This window comes from Desulforhopalus vacuolatus, assembly GCF_016918505.1.
GTDB lineage: Bacteria > Desulfobacterota > Desulfobulbia > Desulfobulbales > Desulfocapsaceae > Desulforhopalus > Desulforhopalus vacuolatus.
In genome coordinates this window covers 85,578-110,505 of sequence record NZ_JAFFPZ010000004.1, presented here as the reverse complement: position 1 = coordinate 110,505, position 24,928 = coordinate 85,578, and the positions used below count along the sequence as shown (strand labels likewise).

16 protein-coding genes are annotated in these 24,928 nt (G+C 45.7%); 4 read left to right on the top strand and 12 right to left on the bottom strand.

The genetic code is table 11. The features are described from left to right. Positions 1-44: 44 nt before the first annotated feature. The 5 genes from JWG39_RS04125 to JWG39_RS04105 all read right to left on the bottom strand — a co-directional run bounded on the left by JWG39_RS04125 (position 45) and on the right by JWG39_RS04105 (position 4,595). The gene (locus tag JWG39_RS04125) at positions 45-404 is read right to left on the bottom strand and encodes a translation initiation factor Sui1 (protein WP_205218095.1); all 360 of its coding nucleotides are present in this window, start codon (positions 402-404) and stop codon (positions 45-47) included. A gap of 80 nt (positions 405-484) precedes the next feature. After that, a complete protein-coding gene (locus JWG39_RS04120) occupies positions 485-1,096 on the bottom strand; it encodes a fumarylacetoacetate hydrolase family protein (protein ID WP_205218094.1) in 612 nt (203 codons plus the stop codon). A gap of 161 nt (positions 1,097-1,257) precedes the next feature. After that, positions 1,258-2,508 (bottom strand): OsmC family protein, encoded by a 1,251-nt coding sequence (locus tag JWG39_RS04115; RefSeq protein WP_205218093.1) that lies wholly within the window; start codon positions 2,506-2,508, stop codon positions 1,258-1,260. Positions 2,509-2,731: 223 nt separating this feature from the next. Continuing rightward, positions 2,732-4,057 (bottom strand): alpha/beta hydrolase family protein, encoded by a 1,326-nt coding sequence (locus tag JWG39_RS04110; protein ID WP_240191976.1) that lies wholly within the window; start codon positions 4,055-4,057, stop codon positions 2,732-2,734. An 88-nt stretch (positions 4,058-4,145) separates the two neighbouring features. Beyond that, positions 4,146-4,595: a hypothetical protein gene (locus tag JWG39_RS04105; RefSeq protein WP_205218092.1), complete on the bottom strand. Its 450-nt coding sequence runs from the start codon at positions 4,593-4,595 to the stop codon at positions 4,146-4,148. A gap of 543 nt (positions 4,596-5,138) precedes the next feature. Here JWG39_RS04105 and JWG39_RS04100 point away from each other — a divergent pair. From JWG39_RS04100 to JWG39_RS04090, 3 genes are all read left to right on the top strand, one after another. Then, positions 5,139-5,321, top strand: coding sequence for a hypothetical protein (locus JWG39_RS04100; RefSeq protein ID WP_205218069.1), 183 nt, complete (start codon positions 5,139-5,141; stop codon positions 5,319-5,321). Between the two features lie 630 nt (positions 5,322-5,951). Next, positions 5,952-6,806 carry a substrate-binding periplasmic protein gene (locus JWG39_RS04095; RefSeq protein ID WP_205218091.1) on the top strand — a complete coding sequence of 285 codons (855 nt, stop codon included), beginning with the start codon at positions 5,952-5,954 and terminating at the stop codon, positions 6,804-6,806. A 146-nt stretch (positions 6,807-6,952) separates the two neighbouring features. Continuing rightward, complete coding sequence (locus JWG39_RS04090; RefSeq protein ID WP_205218090.1) at positions 6,953-9,415, top strand: hybrid sensor histidine kinase/response regulator; 2,463 nt, start codon at positions 6,953-6,955, stop codon at positions 9,413-9,415. A 459-nt stretch (positions 9,416-9,874) separates the two neighbouring features. On the opposite strand, the gene JWG39_RS04085 is transcribed toward JWG39_RS04090, so the two are convergent. The 6 genes from JWG39_RS04085 to JWG39_RS04060 form a co-directional block, all read right to left on the bottom strand. Continuing rightward, the gene (locus JWG39_RS04085) at positions 9,875-10,321 is read right to left on the bottom strand and encodes a TlpA family protein disulfide reductase (protein WP_205218089.1); all 447 of its coding nucleotides are present in this window, start codon (positions 10,319-10,321) and stop codon (positions 9,875-9,877) included. A gap of 257 nt (positions 10,322-10,578) precedes the next feature. Beyond that, the gene (locus tag JWG39_RS04080) at positions 10,579-13,407 is read right to left on the bottom strand and encodes an ATP-binding protein (protein WP_205218088.1); all 2,829 of its coding nucleotides are present in this window, start codon (positions 13,405-13,407) and stop codon (positions 10,579-10,581) included. Positions 13,408-13,461: 54 nt separating this feature from the next. Then, on the bottom strand, positions 13,462-14,529 hold the full coding sequence (locus tag JWG39_RS04075; RefSeq protein WP_205218087.1) for an AAA family ATPase: 1,068 nt from the start codon (positions 14,527-14,529) through the stop codon (positions 13,462-13,464). A 14-nt stretch (positions 14,530-14,543) separates the two neighbouring features. Continuing rightward, on the bottom strand, positions 14,544-17,429 hold the full coding sequence (locus JWG39_RS04070; RefSeq protein ID WP_205218086.1) for a DUF1156 domain-containing protein: 2,886 nt from the start codon (positions 17,427-17,429) through the stop codon (positions 14,544-14,546). Between the two features lie 19 nt (positions 17,430-17,448). Then, positions 17,449-21,003, bottom strand: coding sequence for a helicase-related protein (locus JWG39_RS04065; protein WP_205218085.1), 3,555 nt, complete (start codon positions 21,001-21,003; stop codon positions 17,449-17,451). 428 nt (positions 21,004-21,431) lie between these two features. Then, the gene (locus tag JWG39_RS04060) at positions 21,432-22,076 is read right to left on the bottom strand and encodes a DUF599 domain-containing protein (RefSeq protein ID WP_205218084.1); all 645 of its coding nucleotides are present in this window, start codon (positions 22,074-22,076) and stop codon (positions 21,432-21,434) included. 497 nt (positions 22,077-22,573) lie between these two features. On the opposite strand from JWG39_RS04060, the gene JWG39_RS04055 reads away from it, so the two are divergent. Continuing rightward, positions 22,574-22,975 (top strand): H-NS histone family protein, encoded by a 402-nt coding sequence (locus JWG39_RS04055; protein WP_205218083.1) that lies wholly within the window; start codon positions 22,574-22,576, stop codon positions 22,973-22,975. A gap of 451 nt (positions 22,976-23,426) precedes the next feature. On the opposite strand, the gene JWG39_RS04050 is transcribed toward JWG39_RS04055, so the two are convergent. Then, positions 23,427-24,692 (bottom strand): putative sensor domain DACNV-containing protein, encoded by a 1,266-nt coding sequence (locus tag JWG39_RS04050; RefSeq protein ID WP_205218082.1) that lies wholly within the window; start codon positions 24,690-24,692, stop codon positions 23,427-23,429. Positions 24,693-24,928: the final 236 nt, after the last annotated feature.

Sequence of the window (24,928 nt, the reverse complement as noted above, 5' to 3'; positions counted from 1 at the left end):
TAACGCATTGAAACAGCGATATTTTGCAGGCGCATTTTCGTAATTTATCCACCTGATAGTTTTACTGTATACCCAAGTTTTGATATTTCCTGTTTCAGGATGTCTCTATGATCACCCTGAATCTCAATTTTTCCGGATTTTACAGTTCCACCAGTCCCACATTTCTGCTTAAGTTTCTTCGCAAGGATTTTTAATTCTTTTTCGTTAAGAGGAACACCTGTAATAACGGATACCCCTGAGCCTTTCCGGCCTTTTGTTTCTTTACATATTCTTACAACCCCATCATTTGGAACAGCAGGTCCACGCTTGCTGCAAGCACAATTTTTGACTGGATGCCCGCATTTGGGACAGGTTTTGCCAGAATCTGTGGAATACACTATTCCATCATTTTTACTTGATTTCATGATTTTTTTATCTCTTAACGCTTGAGGTATACGCCCCCGGAAAGGGTCAACATCATCGATGTGTTCTGGGAACCTTCTGCTTATCTTACTGTCCAGGAGCTTTCAACCTGCAATTGCCCTTTATGAAATATTTTACCCTGGAATGTATCTCCGATCTTGAGAGCTCCAACTCCTTTGGGGGTTCCCGTCATTAACAGATCACCATCTTCAAAAGAAAGAAAACTCTTTGCTTCTTTTAATATTTCATCTGGCGTATTCAACATTACGTCACAGTCACCTCTTTGAACCAGTATCTCATTAATATAAAGCTCCATTCTGAGATCTCGACAATCGCCATCAAACGTAACAAATTCGCTGAATACGGCAGATTGGTCAAATGCTTTTGCTCTTTCCCATGGTAATCCTTTTTTCTTTAATTTTGATTGAACCTCCCTCTTCGTAAGATCCAGACCAAAACCAATACCTGCAAGCTTTCCTGATTGTACCAAAAAAGTTATTTCACCTTCAAAATGAACAGCATCCTTCTGGTTAAAACAAAGCTCATTTGATATTGCGGAATTTGGTTTGAGAAAAATAACTTGCTCAGCAGGGATTTCATTATTCAGTTCTTCGATGTGTTCCGCATAATTTCTTCCTATGCAAACTACTTTTGAAGGGTATACTTCATTTCCACAGAAAATTACGGACTTCATTATATTTATCTCCAATTTCGAGTACTCTTTAAAAAATTTAACGACCAGGCTGTGTAACGCAAAGTAAGCTTAGCATAGTTTGCCTCTGAACGGGCGTTTTGTGAGCAGGTTGGGTATAAATAGAGGCCAATACTTTCTGTTTTCGACATGAGAATACAGCATTATTGAATCTCGCCGTTAAGGTAGATCGTTGATACGATCTCTATTTCATCTTTAAAGGCCTCACCTGCGAAACACATTTGTAGAGACTGATTAAAAAATTTATTTGAATTTTCTTCAGAGACGTGTCCCTTCAATACAATTTTTGTAATAACTTTGTCCGCATAACCCGCCATCTCTGGAGTCATAAAATTCTCCATTCTATAGTTGATTTGCTGTTCCACACGATAGTCTTCAATCTGATGTTTAGAAAAACTTTTGTTTATAATCCTAAAAAAATTAAAGTTTAAATCCAGCTGGGATGCCAGACAAAAAGCGGTTCCTGCGGTGAGATAATCCAAGGATGAAGGCGCTTTATCTAATCCGTCATAACCATAGCTGTCGTCTGCATAGAGCACCCAGGGTGTATAGTTTTTCTGAATAGCTCTGACTTTTATCTTTTGTAGACAGGGACTTTGTGAATCGTGAGCTGACTCCGCAGTTGCCACCACAGCAAACCTAATATCTTTCTTAAAAAGTGACGTTGGGCCTATACCGACATCCTTCCCAACTTCAATTGTCTCAGGCTCCAGCATAGAGCCTTTGGCGGTAAGCGTCAGATTATTATCGACAGAAACGTCGTCAGGGACACTCCCATTCATAGAACCCTTGTTATCCCAATGATGTCCATTGATGACAAGTTCAGGCTCAATGTCAGTCTTATGAGCTAAAGCAGCCCCCGCAACCCAGGAGCGAAGCGCTAATTCTTTTAGCTCAGATATTTTTTCAGCAGGCTCTTTGCTCTCTATTAAAATATTAGCAATCACCTTATCCGTAAACCCAGCCCACTGAGTAGACATTGGTGCGTGAAATCTAAAAAAAACCTTAACTTCAACCTTCAGGCTGTCAATATCCAGATTGAGTATCTCAATGCCACGTTGCAACTGAGTGAGTAGATTGGATGTAATTCCTGTTGTCAGATAACTTAAGGGATTAGGCGAGGATTGTTCATAGCTGAGCCCTCCTTCATCACAGGTCATCTGCCAGGCGCTAAATTTATTTGTACCGACGGGTTGTACCGTTCCTTTTTTTAACATAGAGGAATCTTTATTCAGAATCCTTTCAACAACAACAGATATATTCTCATTAGCAGATCCCTGTGGTGATTCCGCTTTTGTGGGCTTTAATGCGGTTGACTCAGGGCTGTTTTGAACTCTGCTTTGAACATGATATTCGGTAGAAAGAGAACTTTTCACTTGAGTTTTTGCTTTCATTTTATTAATCGTTTTGTCCATTTTTTTGTGTAAAAGTAGATTTTCTACGGTCAACAAACGATTGGAGAGCTACCTTAGAAATTATTTTCGTGAAGATACTTATACCGGTTTACTCTTTATCACCAGTGTGAATGATATCGGAGTCCTGCGCCTACCTCCAATGATAAATTTAACTCCAACGGAGAATATAAGTAAAAGACTGGTTATTCAAGGCACCCTTATGCTATTTATCTTTCTGCTCAAAAAGGTTATCAAGCCAGCTGAAAACTATTCCGGCCATCAAGGTTCGGTTTTCTCCTATGCAATGAGAAGAAGCCCCTTCATTTTCTGGAGTAATCACCAGGGTTTTGTTTTTTGTTCCTGCCTTGTCCATGAATTCTTTCTGTTGGCGTTCCGTTTCCTTATTTACATATTCTCCAGCTCCAACGATGTCTAAAACCGGACAAGTCACTTCTGCTGGATCAAACTGGAAGTCTCTGGTGGCTTCAGCCTGTCCTTTGACATTCTCAGGATCAAGACCCCAACGCCATGTTACAGCAGACGTTACCGCCTTTTTAAAAGATGGCCATTGGTCAATCTGTTCCTGTGTCTCTTTGGAAAAAGGCATTTCTTTAAACATGCGATAATTGTCCACAACAGCACTGCTGATGACAATTGCCTTAATCCGTTTTTCGACAGTTGCTGCACGTGGCACGAAGTAGCCGCCATTGCTGATGCCGTAAACGGCAAGCTTTTCAGGGTCGACTTCGGAAAACTTCAGAATAACATCCAAAATCGCCTTAATTTGAGTTTCTGTATCTTTTCTAAAGAATTGTCCTTCAGCAGGAAGCATCCCCTGGCCGGGAATATCTACCGTAATGAAATTGTATCCGTTTTTGATCGCCTGTGGCTCAATGTAAAAGACATTATCTTCGATAAATGTTTCTCCACCACCAATCATCAAGAGAGTCTTTCGGGGTTTGCCGTCTTTCACAACAGGGCGGAAATAACCGGGAAGGACTGTCTTTTCAAATGGGACTTCAAAATAGATCATTTGGGGATTGAACAATTTGCCAGCTTTTTTCATACAGGCGCGAATATTTTTGGCAATACCGTTGAACTTTGGATTGTCAGGCAACATTGAGACAAGCGCCGTACGATAATAGTTTGACGCTTTGAGATAATTATCACGAGCCGCGATTTTATGACCTTTCCCGAGAGCGGATTTCGCGCGATTTTCCTTCCGTATTGCCATCTTTTCCCATTCTCTTTGCCAACTTGCAGGATCACCATCTTTAATATTTCCTGCAACATAGAACGCCTCTCCGATTTCGGCACCGCCGTTTGAAATACTCCCCAAAAGCCATTGAAAAGCAAAGTCCATTTCGTCATTCTCAAAATGATATCGAGTGTATGAACGATGGGCATCATACGTTTCTTTCTGGGCAGCTTTCGTCTGTTCATGACCAGATCCTCCTCCCTCGGTAGAAGGAATTGTATCTTCAGCATACAAGGAATTATTCATCATTACAAAAAATAGACAAACCATAATAAAATGTAAAAATTTCATTGATTCTTCCTTTTTGATAATGTCATAACGCCGCCATAATGGACACTCAATGCGCTGCGCCTTTCGCTGGCGATCCTTAATGGACTTATTATTTTTTAACTATACCTATTCTTTTTATTCCATATTTTTTAAACTCTTCAACCCAGGGAGTTTCTGAGTCAAAGTCTGTATTAATTTTCTCCTCATCTGAAAGGCGAGAAAATTCCTCTTTAGTATATTTATGCAGGATATCTCTATTGGAAAGCCTGTCAATAAGTTCTTCCCAAAAGTTTTCTTCATTGTATTCTGTTATAACAGTATTCGCTTCAGAATTGAATTCTGCCTCATGCGTTTCTACGAATATGTTTAGTCCTTTTGAATATTCAATTAAATCCTCACATCCCATTTCCTTCGAGTAAGAATATATTTTTTGTATTAACTGTATCTCTGCTGATTTAGTTATTTCTGATTGAGTCTTATGAGCATACATAATCCAATCGGATATTTGCATCAACTTAATGAGTGTACGAAACTCTTTCTTTGTAAAATGTATTTTCATATCTGATATCTCAAAAGGTATAAGAACATAAGGGAACCTTGAATAATCAGTCTTTCGCCCATCTTCTTCGTTACAGTCAAAAATTTATCCTCGCAATATCAAACATATAGCTCCGGTAAATTTTCTCCTGTGCCTTGAATATGAACGAAATACAAGATTATTCAAGGAACCCATAATAATTTAGTATCTGGTTTCCTAATATTACAAATACCAACAGAATAATAAGAAACCTGACACCCCCCAGATAATTCAAAATTCGCCTGAAATATAAGCAGTCATTGACCAGAAAGACTGCTGCAGTCTTCCAAAAAAAAATATTATCCGACTCCGAAACGAGAAGTTTCGATTCTTTTTTTAAATGACTCTACGTCGAGACTGATCCGTAAGCATGCACAGGTTCCAGCACTCACTGCCAGCAACACTCTCTTGTAGAAAGATACCAGATCATGGCCTTTCTTCAAACAGGAAGATCGCAGGCTGAGATTTCTGGTGCACTAAATTGCTTTAATACCATTTCCATTTTGTATTGATTCATCACCATTGATGGAAAATCGGCACGGCGGTGGTTTCCCGCGATGTTGTTCTGTAGACAAGGCATGCCTTGTCTCTACGGTGGCGGCCATCAGCGAAATGGCAAGCATTACCGATAACCCGCTGCCATATCATTACCATGGGGTGATAACGGTGACACTACACATCCTTGGTGAAAAATCGCTACAACAGTGATTCCAGCAATGGTGTTGTAGAGACAAGGTATGCCTTGTCTACACTGTGACGGGAAACGTAACGATAACAGTGGAATTACACAACCATTGGTGGGCTAAACTGGTAGTAATTTCCGGAATTATTAAGAGCAGATACAACCGCGATTGAGCCCCCAAATGAGGCATAACTTAATAGGAATGGTATAAGAGATCAATTTTACGTGAAATTTGCTATAATCCCATTTGCATTTTGTATTGGTGGATGCAACGGCAGGGGGGAAAGGAAAAAGGAGGCAGGAGAAAGGGAAAAGCATTTGAGAATAAAGATTTTATAATCTAAAGCGGTAAATTCGGAAAAGGGCTTAAAGACTGTCACCCTGAAATATAATCCAACACTTGCCCAGCAATTCAGCGCCCCTGCTTCTTTATCTGAAGATGCAAAACCGATTGACAAGATGAGACAGAAACTCAATACTGTACTAAGTATTTTCATTCATTGCAGGACAGATTTCTCCTTGCAATGACAGCATCGTATGTCGGAAATCGCAACCATCCAGGCATGGGGCAAAGAGCGTTTCTTCACCTTGGAACTCTTAACCTTTCTGTACGGACAGTCATCCATACCCCATAACAACAGCTGTGAAGAGAACCAATGAAAAGCAGGATTCAGGTTGTACTTTTCGGTACGAAGTACATGTCTTCGAGGATTCCCACTCCCCGCGTGTCGACTCCAGTTACCTGGTGCCTCATCCTTTGTCTGCTGATAATCGAGCCCGGAATCAGTGTGGCCGGATCAGTAAAAAATCCGGGGCGGCAATCCGAAGTATTGGTCTTTGCCACTCCGACCAACGAATCCGTTTTCACCAGCTACCTGATCGAGGTTTTCGAAGAAATCGGCAAACGATCGCATATCCCCTGTCGTATTGTCGAAATTCCCAAAAAGAGATGTCTCAAAGACGGAAACAAGGGGTATTACAGCGGTGTAGCCGCACGAGTCGCCGGGCTGGAATCATCCGGATATGAGAATCTCGTTCAGATAAAGGTTTCTCTTTATAGCGTCGAACATATTATTTTTATGAACAGGAAAGAGATGCCGAGGTTTCGAAACCTTCAGAACCTTATCGGAACGGCCCGGAATACCAGCCTCCTTGTGGGCTATATGCGTGGAAGCAAAAAAGCATCCGTTGTACTGGCTGAGCTTCCTGAAATAAACAAGGTTCCCCTGAATTCTCCGGAACAGGCATTCAAAATGCTGGGCAGTAAAAGGATAGTCGCCTATTTTGCAGGCCCCGGTGTCGTCAGTAAACACCTTCTGAAGAGACTTCAGAACCAATACCCCAATGACAATCGGCTGCATGACATCGTCCCGGCATTCGTTGTCTCGAAAACCCCATTGTTCCCTTATATGCACAAGAAACACCAGAACGTAATCCCTGCATTTGAAAACGCACTGCACTCGATGAAGGAAGACGGAACTCTCGACCGTTTGCGGACAAACATCCGATAAATACCCGTTAAGGAAACCCGACTTTGCACCCCATAAGCAGAACTCTGGCCAGATGGCTTTCGATACTGATATTCTCTTTAGGATCCCTGGTTGCCGTTTGCTCTTCATATTTTCTCGTTGAAACGGAAAAAAGCCACTATACGGAGATGATCAATAAAGAGGCCGATTTTTTTGCCAGCAAATTGGCCTTGAACGTGTGGAGATACGATGCCTCAGCCATAAACTCTCTTGCAGGGGTGGCCATTGAACTGGACCATGTCCAGTCCATCAGGCTACTCGATGAATCATCGAATCCCATATCTTCGAGAGGTGATACCCTGGTCAGGGAAAACATCACGCTAAACAGAAAGATCGTCTACCAGGGCAGGCAGGTGGGTTCGCTGGCCATTCAGTTCTCTCCGTTCGATGCCGGGCCGATATGGCTGCGTACCATGCTGACAGCAGTGTTCCTCATTTTTCCGATCATGGTTCTCTCCATTCTGGCAACATTGTTTATCCTGCGCTATTATCTTTCACTCCCACTCAAGAATCTGCTCGGGTATATCCAGACGATTGCACAGGGTGATTATGGAGAGGAGCTTGCCCTGAAGGGTGGCAGCGAAATGGTTTCCATAGGCAGATCAATACAGATGCTTTCCCGGAAACTGCAAATACGGGAGGACTATCTCCATGAACAGGAACGCGAACTCAAAAAAAGTCTCGAGAAATACAAGGTGCTCTTTGCCACCATTCCCATGGGAATCATCGTCAGCGATCCACAGGGAAAAATTCTGGAACTCAACCGCTATTGCGAGAACCTTGTCGGACTTTCACGCGAGGAATACATGTCGCGAACCCTGGGGGATGAAAAATGGAGAATCCTGAGCCCTGACGGTACCCCGGTCCCTCCGGAAGAGTACACTGCGGTTGTGGCATTGCGGGAAAACAGGATCGTTACCAATCAGGATGTCATGCACCTGAGTCCCGATGGCAGCATTTATTGGCTGAATGTCAGGGCAGCCCCCATTCCTCTGAAGGAATACGGGGTCGTAGTCGTCATTTCGGATGTTACCGAACGAAAAACCATGGAAGAAAATCTGCAGGCGTACAAAAACCTGGTGTCGCTTTCCAACGATATCATGCTCCTGATCGACAAGGATCACAGATATCGCATCATTAACAATACCTTTACTGCCTACAGAAAAAAAGATGCCAGGGAATTCATCGGTATAAGTGTGCATGATGGTACCGAAACAAACGATCCTCATCCTATCACAAGAAAGGATATTGACCTCTGTTTGCAGGGCACGTCGTTCAGACGACAGCAATGGATTGAATATCCAGACCAGGGAAGGAGATATATGGATATATCCTGTCTGCCCTACACGGATCGGGAAACCATCCATGGCGTTGTCGTGGAATGCAGGGATATCACCGATGTCATGCAGGAAAAAGAAGAAAAAGAGAAATTGCGCAAGCAACTCATGCAGTCACAAAAAATGGAGGCTATCGGGACGCTTGCAGGCGGTATCGCTCATGATTTCAACAATATTCTGACCTCCATCCTTGGATATACGGAACTGAGCCTGCAGAGGACTGGGTTGGACCCGACCTTGAAAAAACATCTGGAAGTGGTCTACAATGCAGGGATCCGAGCCAAAAACCTGGTCCGTCAGATTCTGGTTTTTGCCCGTAAGACCGAGGAAGAAATCTATCCCCTCCAGATAGCACCTCTGGCCAGTGAAGTGCTCAAGCTGATGCGCTCGTCCATTCCCTCGACCATCGAGATCAGATCGGATATCAACAGTGAGTACCTGGTCATGGGCAATGCGACCCGCATACACCAGATCATCATGAATCTGTTCACCAATGCCTCCCAGGCCATGGAGGAAGACGGTGGTATCCTGCAGTTCACTCTGGATGATATATCCATTGACACTCCCGGAGATCCACTCATCATTGGACTAACACCCGGAAACTACGTTCGGATTACGGTATCGGACACGGGCCAGGGCATCCCGCCGGAGATCATGGACTCTATCTTCGAACCCTACTTTACTACAAAAAAACAGGGCTCTGGAACGGGACTGGGGCTTGCCCTCACCCACAGCATCGTCGAAAACCACGGGGGCACGATCCAGGTCCAGAGTGAACCACGCCGTGGAAGTATCTTTACCATCTTCCTGCCGGCAACAGAAGAACTGGATACGGAAGAATTACAACAGCTCGCATCTCTAAAGAAAGGTACTGAACGGATTCTTTTCGTGGATGACGAACCCGACATCACATCCGCATACCACCATTTACTCAAACAATTCGGCTACACAGTCACGCCCATGAATTCCAGCCTCGAGGCATTGGACACTCTCAAGGCTGCCCCCGACGCCTTCGATCTGGTTATATCCGACATAACCATGCCCGGGATGTCTGGAGACACATTGACTGCACGACTCCTCGAAATCCGGCCGGACATTCCCATCATCCTGTGTACGGGATTCAGCAGCAAACTTATTGGCCGAACGGCGACTGATCTCGGCGCCAGAATATTGCTGCACAAACCGATCTCAGGCGCCACTCTGGCTGCAACCATCAGAAACATTCTGGACGAACATCTTTCCCCTGAAGCGTGATCCGTTTTTGTCTTCTCATTGTGGTTACAAACTGCAAAAGGAACCACGAATGGACACGAATAAACACGAATAAGGCCATTCCTCTTAAGTTATGGGAACCTTATGCCTTTTACATTTTGTATTGGCGGATTCAAAGGCAGGGGGGATGGGAGACAGGAGACGGGAGACGGGAGGCAGGAGGCAGGAGGCAGGAAAAAGCAAAAGGCTCCGTAGAGACGCCCAATTTGGGCGTCTTCAGCACAACAAGTGACTCATCTTACAACAGACGTTTCTGCAATGAAATTAATTTATCATCCTGTTTGTTCTGTTGTGTTTTTGGGGTCAGTAAAAATGTAATTGGTATTAGTGAAAATTCGTGTCCATTCGTGGTTACAAAAGACAAAAGAAACCACGAATGGACACGGATAAACACGAATAATATCAGTAAAAAATGGCGATCAACTCTTGACTGCAAATTCTTTATAATACCGTTGTTTCTTCCTTATGTAATCCTGACGATTCATCTCTTATTTGAAGAAATTTTACAGCCAGCTCTGACAAGGTCTCTTCAGTGATAATCTCAACGTTATTTTGATCTACCACATCTCCATGGTTAATGAACACGGTTCTTGGATAACCGTGTCCACCAAACAGGGTGGTCATTTGTTCATGCTCGGCACTCCTGAAACATCCCCTTTGCAATTGGACAGTAACCTGAAGTACATCTATGCCATGGGATTTCATTTTCTGCGCAAAGTCAACGATATGCAGCTTTTGCCTTTCGGTGCAGTCCGGGCACCATGCGGTTACTACATTAACAACAAACGTATCACCCGCAGCGATGCGACGATTAACTTCAGCTGGCTCTGCGATTTGCAGAGTATTGGCTGACGGTGTTTTGTCGTTAGGGTCAGGTTTTATTTTCATGTCTCTTTATCCTTTCAATTGTTCAGGCATATAATACCATTTCCATTTTGTATTGATTCATCACCATTGATGGAAAATCGGCACGGCGGTGGTTTCCCGCGATGTTGTTCTGTCTACACTGTGACGGGAAACGTAACGATAACAGTGGAATTACACAACCATTGGTGGGTTAAACTGGTAGTAATTCCCGGAATTATTAAGAGCAGATACAACCGCGATTGGGCCCCCAAATGAGGCATAACTTAATAGGAATAGTATTATTCCTCAAACTCCGCACTGCCGAACTTCAACACACTACAGTTTTCTTTAATAGTCCGTTGCAGTGCTTCATCAAAACCATCTGGAGACCTGGCCTGGATTTCAACCGAGATGGTAACATTGACTCCAAGTTTTGTGATGAACCGCTCTACGACCTCATCAACGATCGTCGCAAAATCCATTTTTGATTTAACCGGATCAAGATTGATATTCCCATAGAACTGTCTTCTGATAGTTGCTGCTGGAGATTCTTCTATAACAAGAGGATCGACTGATGGTTTTGCCTGCCACCCGGTCCCGATATTCCCTCCATCGGTGACACTCTTATCCTGCCCCTGTGTCTGAAGCGAAAGGGCAGTTTTGGTGCGGTTTCTATACTCAGCAGCTGCTTCACGTTCAATGAAAAGAGAAGAGTCATCCACGCCTGCAATTGCAGCGCTTCCAAATGCAAACCCCAGAAAATTGTCTCCCTCTTTTCCTGAAGCAAAGCCAAAATAATCCTCGCTCTGGAGACCTTGTTCTATAACACTTCTGTAAACATGCTCATTTGACAGGCGGGGCAGATATAAATAATTGCAACTGTCCTGCCAGACCTTAAGCACATTTACCTCTGTGACACCATCTTTGAAATACCACTGGTTGAGAAGATTTCGTAAATGAATCGGACTCCATTCGGTAATCAGCCACTCTTCTTCTTTTAATCTGCTCTCAATTTCTACTGCTAAATTCTGTGAGGATGTTGAGACAGCAACGGCCTCCCATGATAATTGTGGTTTACCATGAACAATATCTTCAACAGGGCAGAGTATCCATTTGTATGCTTCTCGTATAATTTGCTGTAAACTTTGTTCGGAAACATCTCTTTGTTTCTTCGCCTGGTTAATCTGAAACAGATCCAGGTTCAGCTTGCCATTATCAATATCAGACAGGATCTCTTTCCACGCAATTAATGTGCGGGTATAATCCTTGAGCCGGCTGAGCACATCAAAATCTGCGGCAAAGAAAATCAACCTGTTTTGTTTCTGCCTGGGCTGTTCACCTCGATGGCGGAGGATCTCTTCGGCTGCATTGGTTGCATTGGTTGAATCCCCTTTACTCAAGGCACTGAACATGTCAGGGGGCAGAATCACCAGTCGTGGACCCTTGCCATAATCGTCCGGGATATCCACAGAGGAGGTGAAGACATGAACTCCGGCAAAACAGTGATTCCCGGCCAATAAACGCCCGACACGTTCTTTGAGCAGCGGTGTTAATTGCTCTTGATCATTGATCTGCTGCTTGCGGCTTTCCATTTCACGACGCAGGTTGGGCTTGGTATCCAGCCAGAATCGACTTTCATCGGAGTACAAATATTGAAGCTTGTCGCGCAATCTCTTGAGAACATCCTCAAACACACCCACCGTCTGTTGTGGCTGTGCACATCCCAGCAAGATATGTTCAATCAGAATTCCCTTAACCATTTGCGAGGACACGGTTGGCGCACTGCCCAGAAAAATGGTTCGCATTGCCCTCCGGGCAGCCTGAACACTTCCGAAACGGGTGTCATGACCATCAATACTCGCAGGCTCTGAACGTGGGCCATCCACTTCTTTTTCGATAACCGGTTCCCAACCCTGAGGCAGGTAGTGAATGCTCTTGTTGCGAACATTACTGTCGTTAAGATCAATGGAACCGGGCATGATCATGGCGTCCCGGTTATCTGAATTCCAAAGATGATGGATGACAATGGCCATGTATTGCAGTACGCCCCGGGTCCGTTGAAATTTATCCAGAGTGGACCAGTCTTCATATAAACGATCGAAAACTTCGGGATGTATGGGATAGGACCGGCACAAACGTTCAAAGTAGTCGTTGGATTGGGTTTCAGCTGGAAATTTATTGCTGTTGGCTCGGTAATAATCAAAAAACGTACGGCTGATTTCTTCCACTTCGGAAGAATCCCCGGCATACTCAAACAGGCGGCGGCGAACAATTTCAAAGGCCTCGGTACTTGCCACCGGTTTCCAGACAGACTCTACCCTGGCAAAATACTTTTCCAAAGAGTTCAGGGTGCGTTGTCCCATTGCACCGCCTACTTCCAGTTCCGATTCCGGTAATGACGCCAGTAAAAGAGCGTTGGGCACCAGTTTCATTGCTTCGGTCAAGGCCTGGATAAAAGAGATATTGCTGTCAAACGTACCGGCTTTAAATTGTTGTCCCACCTCCAACTGACGGATAAACGCCAGGAGCTCATCAATCAGGACGACACAGGGTGCAGATTTTTCGAGCAATTGGCGAAGGACCTCCTTACCAGGGGAGGTACCATCGCTATCACTTTGGGCCACCATGGTGTAACCCTCCTCACCCAACAGCTGCCAGGCAAGTTCACCCCACAGTGTATTGGCGGTTATTGCTCCATATTTTTGAGGCTGGCTGGGGGACAGTTTAATTCCATCAATGACGGCAACTTTTGCCCTGGGCATGTCGTGAATACCCGCCGCATCCAGGAGTGGCGGGATGCCTTCCATCTTGTCCGGGCTGACTTTTTGCAGCGCCAGGTGCATGACAGCCAGCATGGTATGGGTCTTCCCGCCACCAAATGCAGTTTGGAGTTGAATCACCGGATCTCCACCCTGGCAGGTGAGACGCCGGACAACGGAAATCAACAGCAATCGCATTCCTTCAGTAATAAAAGTTCGAGAAAAAAACTTTTCCGCATCCTGATATTCAGCGGGGGCTGTCCCTGAGGCAACCTGTGAAATGTCTGCTGCAAACTCAGACTGTTTAAAGGTGCCTTCCAATACATCCTTGTGGGGCCGTGCAATTTCACGCCATGGTTTTAAGCTCATATTGAAATTCCTTTTACCGTCCAGTTCATATCATATTTGCTGATACTTCCTTCATCAATTTCCTGCATTTAACTCTCCCGCTTCCATATAGCGATCAGACTGGGCAAGCTCCTCGTCGAGCATTACAATGGACTGAAGGTCTTGAACAGAATCACCCTGTTCAACATCCACACCGCAATCTTTCAGGGTTAATGCAAAATAGCGGTGTTTAACTTTTTTAAAAGCCTTGTCCAGGGAAATGATTTCAAGCTCACGCAATAAAAACAGGGAATGCGTAGCAATAAAGACCTGGATGCCGTTTTTACAGAGACTAAGAATAACCCTTGCCACCAGCTTGACTATTCTGGGGTTCAAGTTTGCTTCAGGCTCATCCCAGAACAAATAACTTTTGTCCAGCAAAGAGCCCGTCCCGATGAGGCGGGCGAGCATGGCAAGTTTTCGTAACCCTTCTGCAACAAGGGAAATTTCCATCTTACCCTGGCCGGGGATGGTGAGATAAAAGCGTCCGGTATTCTCCAAAACAACTTTACCACCCGTTGCATCTTCAAGGGGTTTCAAAAGTGCCGCTGCTTTTTTCGCCCGTGGGCCTTTAAGTGCGGGAGCACCCAATAGCAGACAGGTATCACGATAGGTTTCTTCAAATTCCAGGTAATGACTTTCGTAGATTGGAATAAACCCCGGATAGAGGGTTAACAATTCTCGTGTTGGCAGAAAAACCGGCAACGTTTTTTCCCAGATTAAGGGCAGTTTATCGATTTGAACCTCTGATTTGCTGGATGTGGCAAACCCGAAACTGCTGTCTAAATCGGATTCGGCAAAAGAAAATTCAAGCTCACACCTTTCCCTGCCCTGTTTTCTGCGGGCAAGTCTTCCCAGGCTTTCCGGCCGCAATACATTGATCAGTTTTTCTGCATATTTTTTCTGGAGTAAGGCCTTGGTGGGCTCTCCAGCGTTGGGCTTTCTACCTTCTTCGGCACTTGCAGCAATAACAGAATACGCTGTTTTTAAAAGGTGGGATTTACCGGAACCATTTTCACCTATGATTACGTTCAACCCTGGAGAAAAATTCAGCACAGCTTCTGGGAAAACAGTCATGTTTTTGATTTTTATCTTCTTGAGCATATTTTCTCCCGAAATTAAAATTCTAATTTAAGCTGTTCACCACGATACCCGACAGCAAGGGATGCTGTAACAATGGCCCGCCATGAACCAATCAATTCATTATAGGCCCGGGCCTCTTCTGCCCACTTCTTCCGTTCACACAGGGTATAAAGATGGTACGCAAGCTGTCTGATGACTTCCCCCCGCTCCGGCATACGGGCGAGCAAGGTCCCAGCTTCTGATTCTCCCTGCTGATTCAGCATCCGGATCATCTGGTGACAGGCCTCCCATACCGGTGCACGGTTGTCAGTCTGGGGGTCCCAGTCAACGGGATATTCACTCCATTTCAAGAGCCGCACCTTACCGCCACCGGACATGATGACACCGGCATCTGCCACGCCATTCACGGTTGATCCTTTAGCCCGGGCAAGGACATTGGCTTCCCCGAACGGTCCCTCGCTCCACCCGTACTGGCTGAACCAGTCGTCGCAGAACAGAGTGTCGGCATCAAAGTTACCGCTGTCCGGGTTCAGGTGATCGGTAATAGCCCGGTTGATCATAATCAAGGCGTCGTGCACACTCATCTTGCTGCCGTCCTGATTGAGCACTGCTTTGTATTTGGAAAATATGGCCATGCCGGGGCCGATGGCGGATTGCGCCAAATCCACCGGGGCAATGGGGGAAACTCCTTCACTGCCGCCTATCATGGATTCCAATGCTTCGGGCATTTTTTCACGGAGTTCTTTTTGGAATTGGCGACGGGAGATGGAGTCTGCATCGTGTTTCCTTTTGTTGCAGACAAGGACAATGGATGAAGCCAGTGCGTTTGTTCCAAGACCTATCATTCGGCCCGGTTTTTCTGTCCTCATAGGCCAAGTACCGACGATTGAAAAACCCGCTACAATAACAGCTTCCAAAAAAGTGCTCCATCCTGTGTTTGACGTAGTCGATTGTTTTGTTTCAGATTGTTTAAAAGCATAATAAATAGAAACGGGAAAAGCAGGATGACCTTTTTCTGCCATATTGTGAATAGCTTTTGTCATACCATCCAGAAAAAATGCTTCGGCAGCTTTTTTATTTTCGTGTCGATAGGGTGTGGCAATCAGTTCCTCGGCTTTTGGCACTGCCATGGTTGAAAACAGGTTGGGGTATATATTTTTCAAAGAACGACGCATCCAGACATAAAAAAAATCAGATAAATCAGCATATCCAATGTTATCATAATACGGCGGGTCCGTTGATATAACATTATTTCTACTCAAATTCTGCGTTGTAGCATTTTTTTGTAAAGTAACACCGGGAAGTCCCCCACCCAAGGCAGAAAATCCTTTAATCATACGAACAAATAAATTATTAAAACTTCCAGAAGACGAAGAAAAAATATTGCTTTCCGCAAAGTCCCAAGTCATTGGAATCGCTTGTCGTGAAAATACACTTCTCATTTGCGCATTGGCTGAATTCCATCCGCAAATTGTAGAACTATGATTAGCAACTTGCTCAATAATAAATGCCAAATAAACAGCCAGAGCATCCCCATAGGCCGTTGCGCCAGTTCCGCCTGCATCAATCCCAATCCCATCGTCGGAAAACCCTTGTGCTTTGGCATCTTCAATCGCTTTATTGCGTGCTTCCAGCACCAAATCGGAGAAGGTGGTGAGGGCTACCAGTTGGCGGGGGGTAAAGAGATCTCCATAACTCTTCATTCCATACATGGGCGGAGAAAACCAACGTGGATTTTCAGGCATCAATGCTGTAGGTGCCCATTTTGGTCTTGCAGAGTTAGCAACAACTTCCATTTCTGATGAAGAGGGCAAATAAACTCGGCCTTTTTTACCCTCAGCCACAATTGCCATCAAGCGCTGATTTAAACGACCGTCTTGGGCTTCTGCATAAATGTACTTAGGATTAATAGGGGTATTAGATAAAAGACAGTTGAAATTTGCACCACGACCTAACTTGGTGCCATTTTTGGCGTCTTTTGGAATAGCACCTGTTCGAATAACAAACTGATAATTCTCCCCATCCACGAGAGGATCAACCCAGGCTTCCTTCCCTTTTTTACTCGAAAGAACGAAACTTGAAACCAAGGGTACATCGATATGGCTGAAAGCCGGGTTCGGGCTTTTCACCGTCCTTGCCCACAACCAGGCAATCACCGTCAACTCTTTATCCACATACTGTTTTAAATCTTCCCGATCGACCGCCATTTCAGCCGTCACTTTGACCTTCGGGTATAAATGACCGATACGTTCAAAGGCTTGTTCTCTCACCCAGTGCCCATAACGCCGCACATCCTCAGCAAGCCCCCGGGCCCCACTCCAATCTTCCATTAAATCCAGCTGATTTTGCCCTGGAGGCACTGATCCCACAGGGGCCTGTCCTGCAAACCTGGGTGGAATTTCAATCATGGCTTTATTGATCATTACCGCCACAGGGTTGAGATCACTGGCATAACTTTCCAACCCCAGGCGCTGAGCCTCCAGGGGAATAGCCCCTCCACCGGCAAAGGGATCGTGAAAGGCAGGCAGCTTTTCAGGATCAAATCCAGGTTTTCCCTTGTTCAGTTCACAGGTTTCACGCCAGCTTTTTTTAATGGCTTCCCGGGCACGGTTGAGCACTGATTCGTTGTTGGTGTTTTCCCACTTCACCAGATCACGGATAATATCGAAGAGTTCTTCCCTTTCTTTGGCTGCCTGGGCTTTGCTTTTGGTGCCAGTCCACCCTCGCTCACCGCCAGGATCGTTGACCATCTGTGCAAAAAGAACCGCCCGGGCCGCAGCCAGAGGACGCCTTGCCCACCACAGATGCAGGGTGGAGGGGTGACCGTGGCGAATGGATTTTTCACGTGAAGCTGCAGCATTGATATCATCCAGGGGAAGGGCCACTTCAATCAGTTTCTTCGGGCTTTTGATACTACTCATTATCAACCTTATGGGTCCCTTATATTGTCTGTTCGGGTTCAACTGCCTTTGAGAGCAGCTCCTTTAAATCGTAATTGATGCTGGCTACGCCAAAATCTGGCTCCATCGTAAAAGGGTTTCTGACATAGAACGGACCTTCGAAGGTATCTCCATCCACAATCACAATGGCCAGGATAAATTTGTCTGCCTGGTTCAAGCCGTAGATGATTTCATTGCGGCTTACGGTGATAGTGCTTTGTCCTTTGGCGCGACCCTTCACTTCTATATGCCGGTCCGGCTTCATGGAACCATCAGCATGTACTCGTGGTCTGGACGTAACGTCCCACCCACACTTTTGGGCTCCGACATCTTTAACATCATGACCAAATCTTTTTTCTCTCTCCATGACCGCATTCATGGCCACACTCTCGATATGGGCGTGGGCGGCGGCATTGGGTACACACGAAGTCTCTCCTTTACGATAAGCCAGAAGACCCTGGGGGATGATCAGTGCACCCCCAATTACAACGGGCGTACTTGAGACCACATTTTTTGATGCCGTAAGCTCAACTTTGCGCTGTTCCAGTCGTGCGCTGAGATCATCCACACGACGACGGGCTATTTCCGGCTGCATGCGAGGCTGTTTACCTGCGTTTACATCATCTTGTAGTTTGATGTAGCGATCTGACCAATAGTTGATCTCTTTTATCAGGCGCTCATTTACTGCAGCCAGGATTTTATCTGCCTGTTGTTCCCGACGTTTTTTCACTTCATTGTAGTGTTCGGGTGCCAATTGCCGGGAGGCATGGTTAAGGGCCAAGGCTTCCAGATTATTATTGAGCCAGGGGGCCTGTAAAATATCGCCTGCAAGCTTTAAGTCGTACTTGTCAATGGGTTGCAGATCAAGGTGGGGTGCCCAGCCCGCATTAAAAGTTTTCCCTTTTTCATCAATTTCCACGAACTGCAAACGACGCGAAGCGATGTGCCTGCCTTTGTCTGCCTGCCCGATGGATGCCTCGCGGACTGTATGATCCACCATAAACAGCACTTTGGGATCCATACCGTCATCATTGGGATCAACCATGACCGCACCTTGCTTGAGTTTCTGTCTGTGCGCCTGCAGTACCAGATCTATAGTTGCATGCATGAGCGGGTGGCCGGGATGAATCATATCCGCCATGGGTTTGCCAGGTTGTCGAATGGCATCTTTTTCAAAACAGATGCGCTCGTATTTTTTCAGTACAGGCGTACGGGTTTCTCCAATCACCCGGTCCCGTTCCCGGATGGCGGCAGGTATATGGCGTATTTCAAATCGATTGGCTTCACGCAATCGCATGTCACCTCCCAGGCTTTGAAACGCCTCAGCAAAAAAGGCACGGATAAAATAAGGCTGCAGTTTACGCGCCTCGGCTTTTTCCATCTCTTCCTTGACTGCGTAGAGTTCCTCCAGTCCCATCTGTTGTTCAACTAAAGCATTGCGCTTAAGAATTTCCCTCAAGTGGTCGGAATCCAGTGCACCTTCGATGACCTCATGCATTTTGGCTTTGACCTCCGGATCTTCACCGTAACGAATGGCTTCAACCAGCAGATCCTTGAGGGAGACATTATCAAAAGCTTCTCCCAATACATCGAAGACTTTACCGCCCAGAGCTCCTCTTTCTATCTCTATCTTGTTGAAAAGCTTTTGAAACACATCGCCTTCCCGGGTTTCATTCGCCACAATGTTCCACAGGTGACAGACTTCGGTCTGACCGATACGGTGGATTCTACCAAAACGCTGTTCCAGCCGATTGGGGTTCCATGGCAGGTCGTAGTTGACCATGAGGTTGGCATTTTGCAGGTTAACACCTTCGCCAGCAGCATCCGTGGCAACAAGAACGACTACTTCAGGTTCATTGCGAAACTCTTCCTGAATTTTTCTGCGTTCATCACGGTTGGTGCCACCGTATATAATGCGTACCGCATTGGGATTCCCCAGCATGTCTTTAATGCGGCATGCCAGATAGTTCAGCGTGTCCTTGTGCTCAGTAAAGATAATCAGCTTGCGACGGCTGCCACTTGCGGTAAACATTTCAGGTTTGTCCTGCAGCAGGCAGGACAGCTCTTCCCACTTTTTATCATTTCCGGATTGAACAACCACAAGCGCCTGTCGTTCAAGATCTTTCAGGCTGCAAATTTCCGCTTCCAGTTCCGGGATGGTCTCAGCGGCAGTTGCCTGATCAACCACCTGTTCAGTAAACATCTCGTACTCTTCTGCACTGAGTTCTTCATCCAGTTCATTAAAGTTTTCCGGCAGTTCTATTGTCTTCTTGACATTGTATTCACCGACAGTTTCAGCAACACCATCACCTTGCACAGCCTGTCCCCGGGCTATCACCCGGGTTTCTTGAAGACGGGCTTCCAGACGCTTGTGGCGACGTTTCAGTGATTGGAATATCGCTTCAGGACTTGATGCCAGACGACGCTGCAGCTGGGTTAATGCAAAACCGATTGTATTCTTTTTCTTGCCATTGAGTTTGTCGGCCCGGTTCATCTCTTCACGAACATAGGTTGTTACCTGTTCGTAAAGGGACGCTTCAAGGGGGGAGAGCTGATAATTGGCAGTGTAGGCTTTTCTTTCCGGAAATAACTTTGTGCCGTCAAACTTGAACAGCTCCTCTTTGACCATGCGCCGCATCATATCCGACACATCCACCTTATGTGCGCCTTCACGAAACTTACCGTAAAAGCGGTCAGCATCTAACAGGGACAGCCAGATTTGAAAATCTTCCTCTTTCCCATTATGGGGGGTTGCTGTCATCAGCAGGAAATGGCGGGTGATGGAGCCAAGAAGCCTGCCAAGTTTAAAGCGTTTTGTCTCTTTTACCTTGCTGCCATAATAATGTGCAGAAAGCTTATGGGCCTCATCAACGATGATCAGGTCCCACTCTGTGTTCTTCAATTTCTCTTGAAGCTCCTCGCTGCGAGAAAGCTGGTCAAGACGGCAAATAAGCTGGTCCACTTCATCAAAATAATTGCCAGATGCGCATTGTTCCTGTTTCTCCCGACTGAAGATTTCAAATTGCACACTAAACTTTTCAATAAGTTCGTCCTGCCATTGTTCCGTAAGAGAACCAGGGGAAACGATCAAGATACGTTTGGCGTCTGCCCGCATCAGCAGCTCACGGATGAGCAGCCCGGCCATGATGGTTTTTCCGGCTCCAGGGTCATCTGCCAGGACGAAACGGAGTGGTTGCCTGGGCAACATGGCTTCGTAAACAGCGGAAATCTGGTGGGGCAGAGGTTCAACATTCGAGGTATGCACGGCCATCATCGGATCAAACAGGGCTGCCTGGGAAATACGATACGCTTCAAGGCCCAGTTTAAATTCGGCTCCGGGTGCATCAAACGCCCACGGACGACCGGCCTTTGCGAGTTCCAGACGGGCTTCATCAGAACGAAACAGCATCTGTTCACCAAGCTTGCCCTGGCTGTCTTTGTAATAGACAGTCAGTGCTGCTTCACCGACAGGTTCGATCTGTACAATACGGACAATTTCTTCGGCTTGAATACCGCGAATCTGAGCGTCTTTTTTGATGTCTTCGAGTTTCAGCATTTTGAAATCCTCATTGCCGGTGGTTTACACTGTACAGACAGCAGCATAGTGTAAATTAATTTCATTGCAGAAACGTCTGTTGTGAGATGAGCCACCTGTTGTGCTGAAGACGCCCAAATTGGGCGTCTCTACAAGGACATCCTTTTCACAAAGACAACGCCATATTACCACCACGGGGTGATCGCGGTAGAATTGTATCCGGATTTGTACAATCAATGCCCGTAAGATAAATCGCCGACATCGTAGAGACGCCCAAATTGGGCGTCTCTACAAAAACCTTTTGCTTTTTCCTGTCTCCCGTCTCCCTTTTTCCGTCCCTGCCTTTGAATCCGCCAATACAAAATGTAAACGGTATTAAACATCCAGCGACGTCTCTGTTTTATGGGCAGAATGGGTCCTGTGTTCCCTTGTGGAGTGTACCAGTCACTTCACGCTTCACGGTCCAGACGAGATAAAACCAGTATGAGGGTCAGGCAGCCTTCGAGCATCCAGATTGGGCCAAAGAGCCAGAGGGCCAGGGGGACGGACAGGTAGAAACCCCGCATGCCAAAGGTGTAATGCAGTGCCCCCTGATTGAGGACGTAGGTTACGGCAGGGGCGGAGACGGCAGGGTCATCCTGGACATTGGTGTTGATCATAAAGGAGACATGGTTGTAGTAGCGGATGGCCAGGGAAAAATTGAAAAAAGTGAGAAAGAAGAGGATGCCCAGCAACATGAACTTGAACATCCACAGCCCCTCAGTTTGTATTCCATACAAATTGAACGCATGGGAGACTTCGTTGAACATATCCGGGCGAAAGGCGGAATTGAGGGCACCAAGACTCAGCAGAATCGCCGTCGATGCCAGCAGTGAGGCAGCCATCACCTGGTTGCGCATGGTCTGGACGGCGAGGATATCGTGCTTGTTCTGCATGACACCCTTCACCCACATCTGGCGCGCATGATTGGTAATGCCGATGGCGGTTCGCAATGGATGCCGCCGGACCTTGAAATAGAGGTATCCGTGATAGACGAGGATCAACACCAGGGTCGACAGAACAAGGATGAATTCATGTAGTGAGAGAAGGGGCATCTGTTATTTTTCCTGAGAATCTTTTCTACGAGAGCACTCTTGTAGAAAGGTACCAGATTATAGCCTTTCTTCAAACAGGAAGATCTCAGACTGAGATTTCTGATACACTGAATCGTTTTAAGGGTACCTTGAATAATCAGTCTTTCGCCCATCTTCTTCGTTACAGTAAAAAAAATATCCTCGGAGGCAGGCGTTAGACTCCGATATAAAAATTTATACCTGGGATAAAAAAAATGATATGGTAATTCTGTCTCAAGAGGAAAAGGAAAACGGAGTTCTGTTGTTGGATTTGACACCGGGAAAGATCGTAAAAGGGCTGACACCAATGGAAAAATTCACGGGAAAACGTATTGCACTTATTCTTTTAATTCAGCAATACTTCTCTTTTGTAAAAAATAACCTTGAAATTTTCTGATCTGTTTATATTATTGGCAGAGTCAATCAAAATATAATTTGCTTGACTTAACCCGCTTAACATTCAGAAAGAGGAGAACTCAATGCAGGAATTTGTGAAAATCATTACCCATGCCCGCCGTTTGAAAAGTGCTGTTAAATCTCTCGATATTGAACAACTTGAGGAAATTAAAGAGAAACTCGAACTCATTATTGCAGATCGATATGAGGAAATAGAGGAACAAAAAAGAGAAAATGAAGAAAAACTCGCCGATATTGAGGCAATAAAAGAAATAATGGCTCGCGCCGAGATTTCCGTTGATGAAATCTCGGGTGGAGTATCCGGGAACGGGCGGAAGGGGAAACGTGCCCCGCGTCCGCCTAAATATGAAATCTATACTGACGCCGGTAAACATATTACCTGGACTGGTCAGGGACGGAAGCCCAATGTTTTCATAGAGCAGCTTGACATGGGAAAATCGATGGATGACTTTCTCATCAAGTAAGATTTCTTTCAGATTCGGATGAAAGAGGAAAAGTAAATTTTTCCTGAGTGGTATGGAAAAACGGGTGAATTGTGGAGACAAAATGTCCCATATTCACCCGTTTTCTTTTGTAGTTTGTAACCACGAATGGACACGAATTTTCACAAACAGGGACAACGCATTAAGCCGTACAATGCACCAGAATTATTCATCAACTTTGGGAGTCATTCGAAAGTCGGGGTTGAGCTTTTTACGCTCTAATATTCCGTGCTTTCCGTGTCTTCCGTGGTTTACGAGGAGCATTAGAACAGATCGAATTCAACCACAGGGCATTCTCTTCTGGTTTTTCCCGTCTCCCGTCTCCCGTCTCCCGTCTCCTGTCTCCCTTTTCCCGACCCCCTGTCTTTGAATTCACCAATAACGAAGAAGATAGGCGAAAGACTGATTATTCAAGGTTCCCTAAAAAATGGTATTACAGCAGATTCATCTCTGCAAAGAGGGCATAACTCCAGAGAGCGGCTCCCAGTCCTTCAGGAATAACAGCCAGTTCTGCATGTTGAATAACAATGAGATCGCTGGTTTCTGGATCAGAGGATATAAAGGAGACATGACCATCCTGGGATACAACAACGGCAACGGCCCCTGGTTGATCATTGGCAAAATGGGCCGCTGACTGGTGTCTGGTCCCTCCCAGATCCATGAAGTTTACCGTTGTGCCATTGTCTTCTTCTACAGGTTTATATACGCGTATGTTTGCCGGGGGAGTCTGGTTTGGGGCGGGGATTATCTTTGCACCAAAGCAATAAACAAACCGGTCAAAAGACATGACCAGTGCTCCATCTACAGCAGTCAGTCTGGCAATATGTTTACACTGCTGATCCAACTGGCGGCCCAGACGTTCAAGATTCTCCCTTTCAGTAATTGTTTTACTCTGGGATGATGTGCCGAAGAAATTTTTAACAATGCTGGTTAATGAAGGTTTTTTGGTCACATCGTAATCACTTTCAAGAAAGTCTGCCCCGCCGGTATAGGGGACAGGGGTATCAATGGAACGTTGCCATTCGCTGTTCTCAGGTACCACAAGCAGAGTTCCCCCTCTGCCATGTGCCCGCATCTGTCTGGCTGTGTTTAAGAGTGACATATAACGCATCAAACACAGTATCCTGTCGCTCTGTTGATCTTTGAGTGCTGAGAGCTTGGGAAGGATTGTTTTTATCAAAAAAGAGTGATCAATAAAATACGCCTTATTGCCAAACAGTACTGCAAGGCTTTTTCCGCCAAAAGTTATCAGCACCCCCCCCGGCACCATGACTTCTACACACAGGCTGGGGAGAAGGGTGCCGACAGAACGTGTTCTAAACCCCCAGACAACCAATTTATTTTCTTCGTTGGGCCAGACAGAAATATCAGCCCGTGGATTTTCAAGCGCCGCACCTAATTTTACGAGGTTATTGACATCGAAGCTGATTGGCTTGTCGAAGATAAACGTATTGAAGGAGTCTTCTGCCGGGCTGAGGATGATCGATATGGTTACAGTATTCCCTTCGTCGGTGGCAAAGCTTGACCATATAGCGGTATCGATGATCTGCGAAATAAGGAGCTGGGAGGGAATTAAGGGAATATTCTGGAAGATGCTGCCAACAATTGTCGTTGGCACCGTTGATTCAATCAACAGATGGATTCGTTTCGATAACTCTTCAATAAATTCAGGATGTAATGTGTATGCTGTGTAGATCATAAGAGAAATCCTTCTTTGGCGATTACGAATGGATAAACAGGATGTAAAACTGATCTTATGGGTACCTCGAATACCAACGAATGCAGGCCGTTTCAAGGTGCCCTCTTGACGTCGATCACTCTCAAGAGCGAAAAGGGGGGGTGATATTGGAGAACAGCGTTCGTCTGATCGGGAGTATAATCAGGATTCAGTGTACCAGCAATCTCCGTCAGAGATCTTCCTGTTTGAAGAAAGGC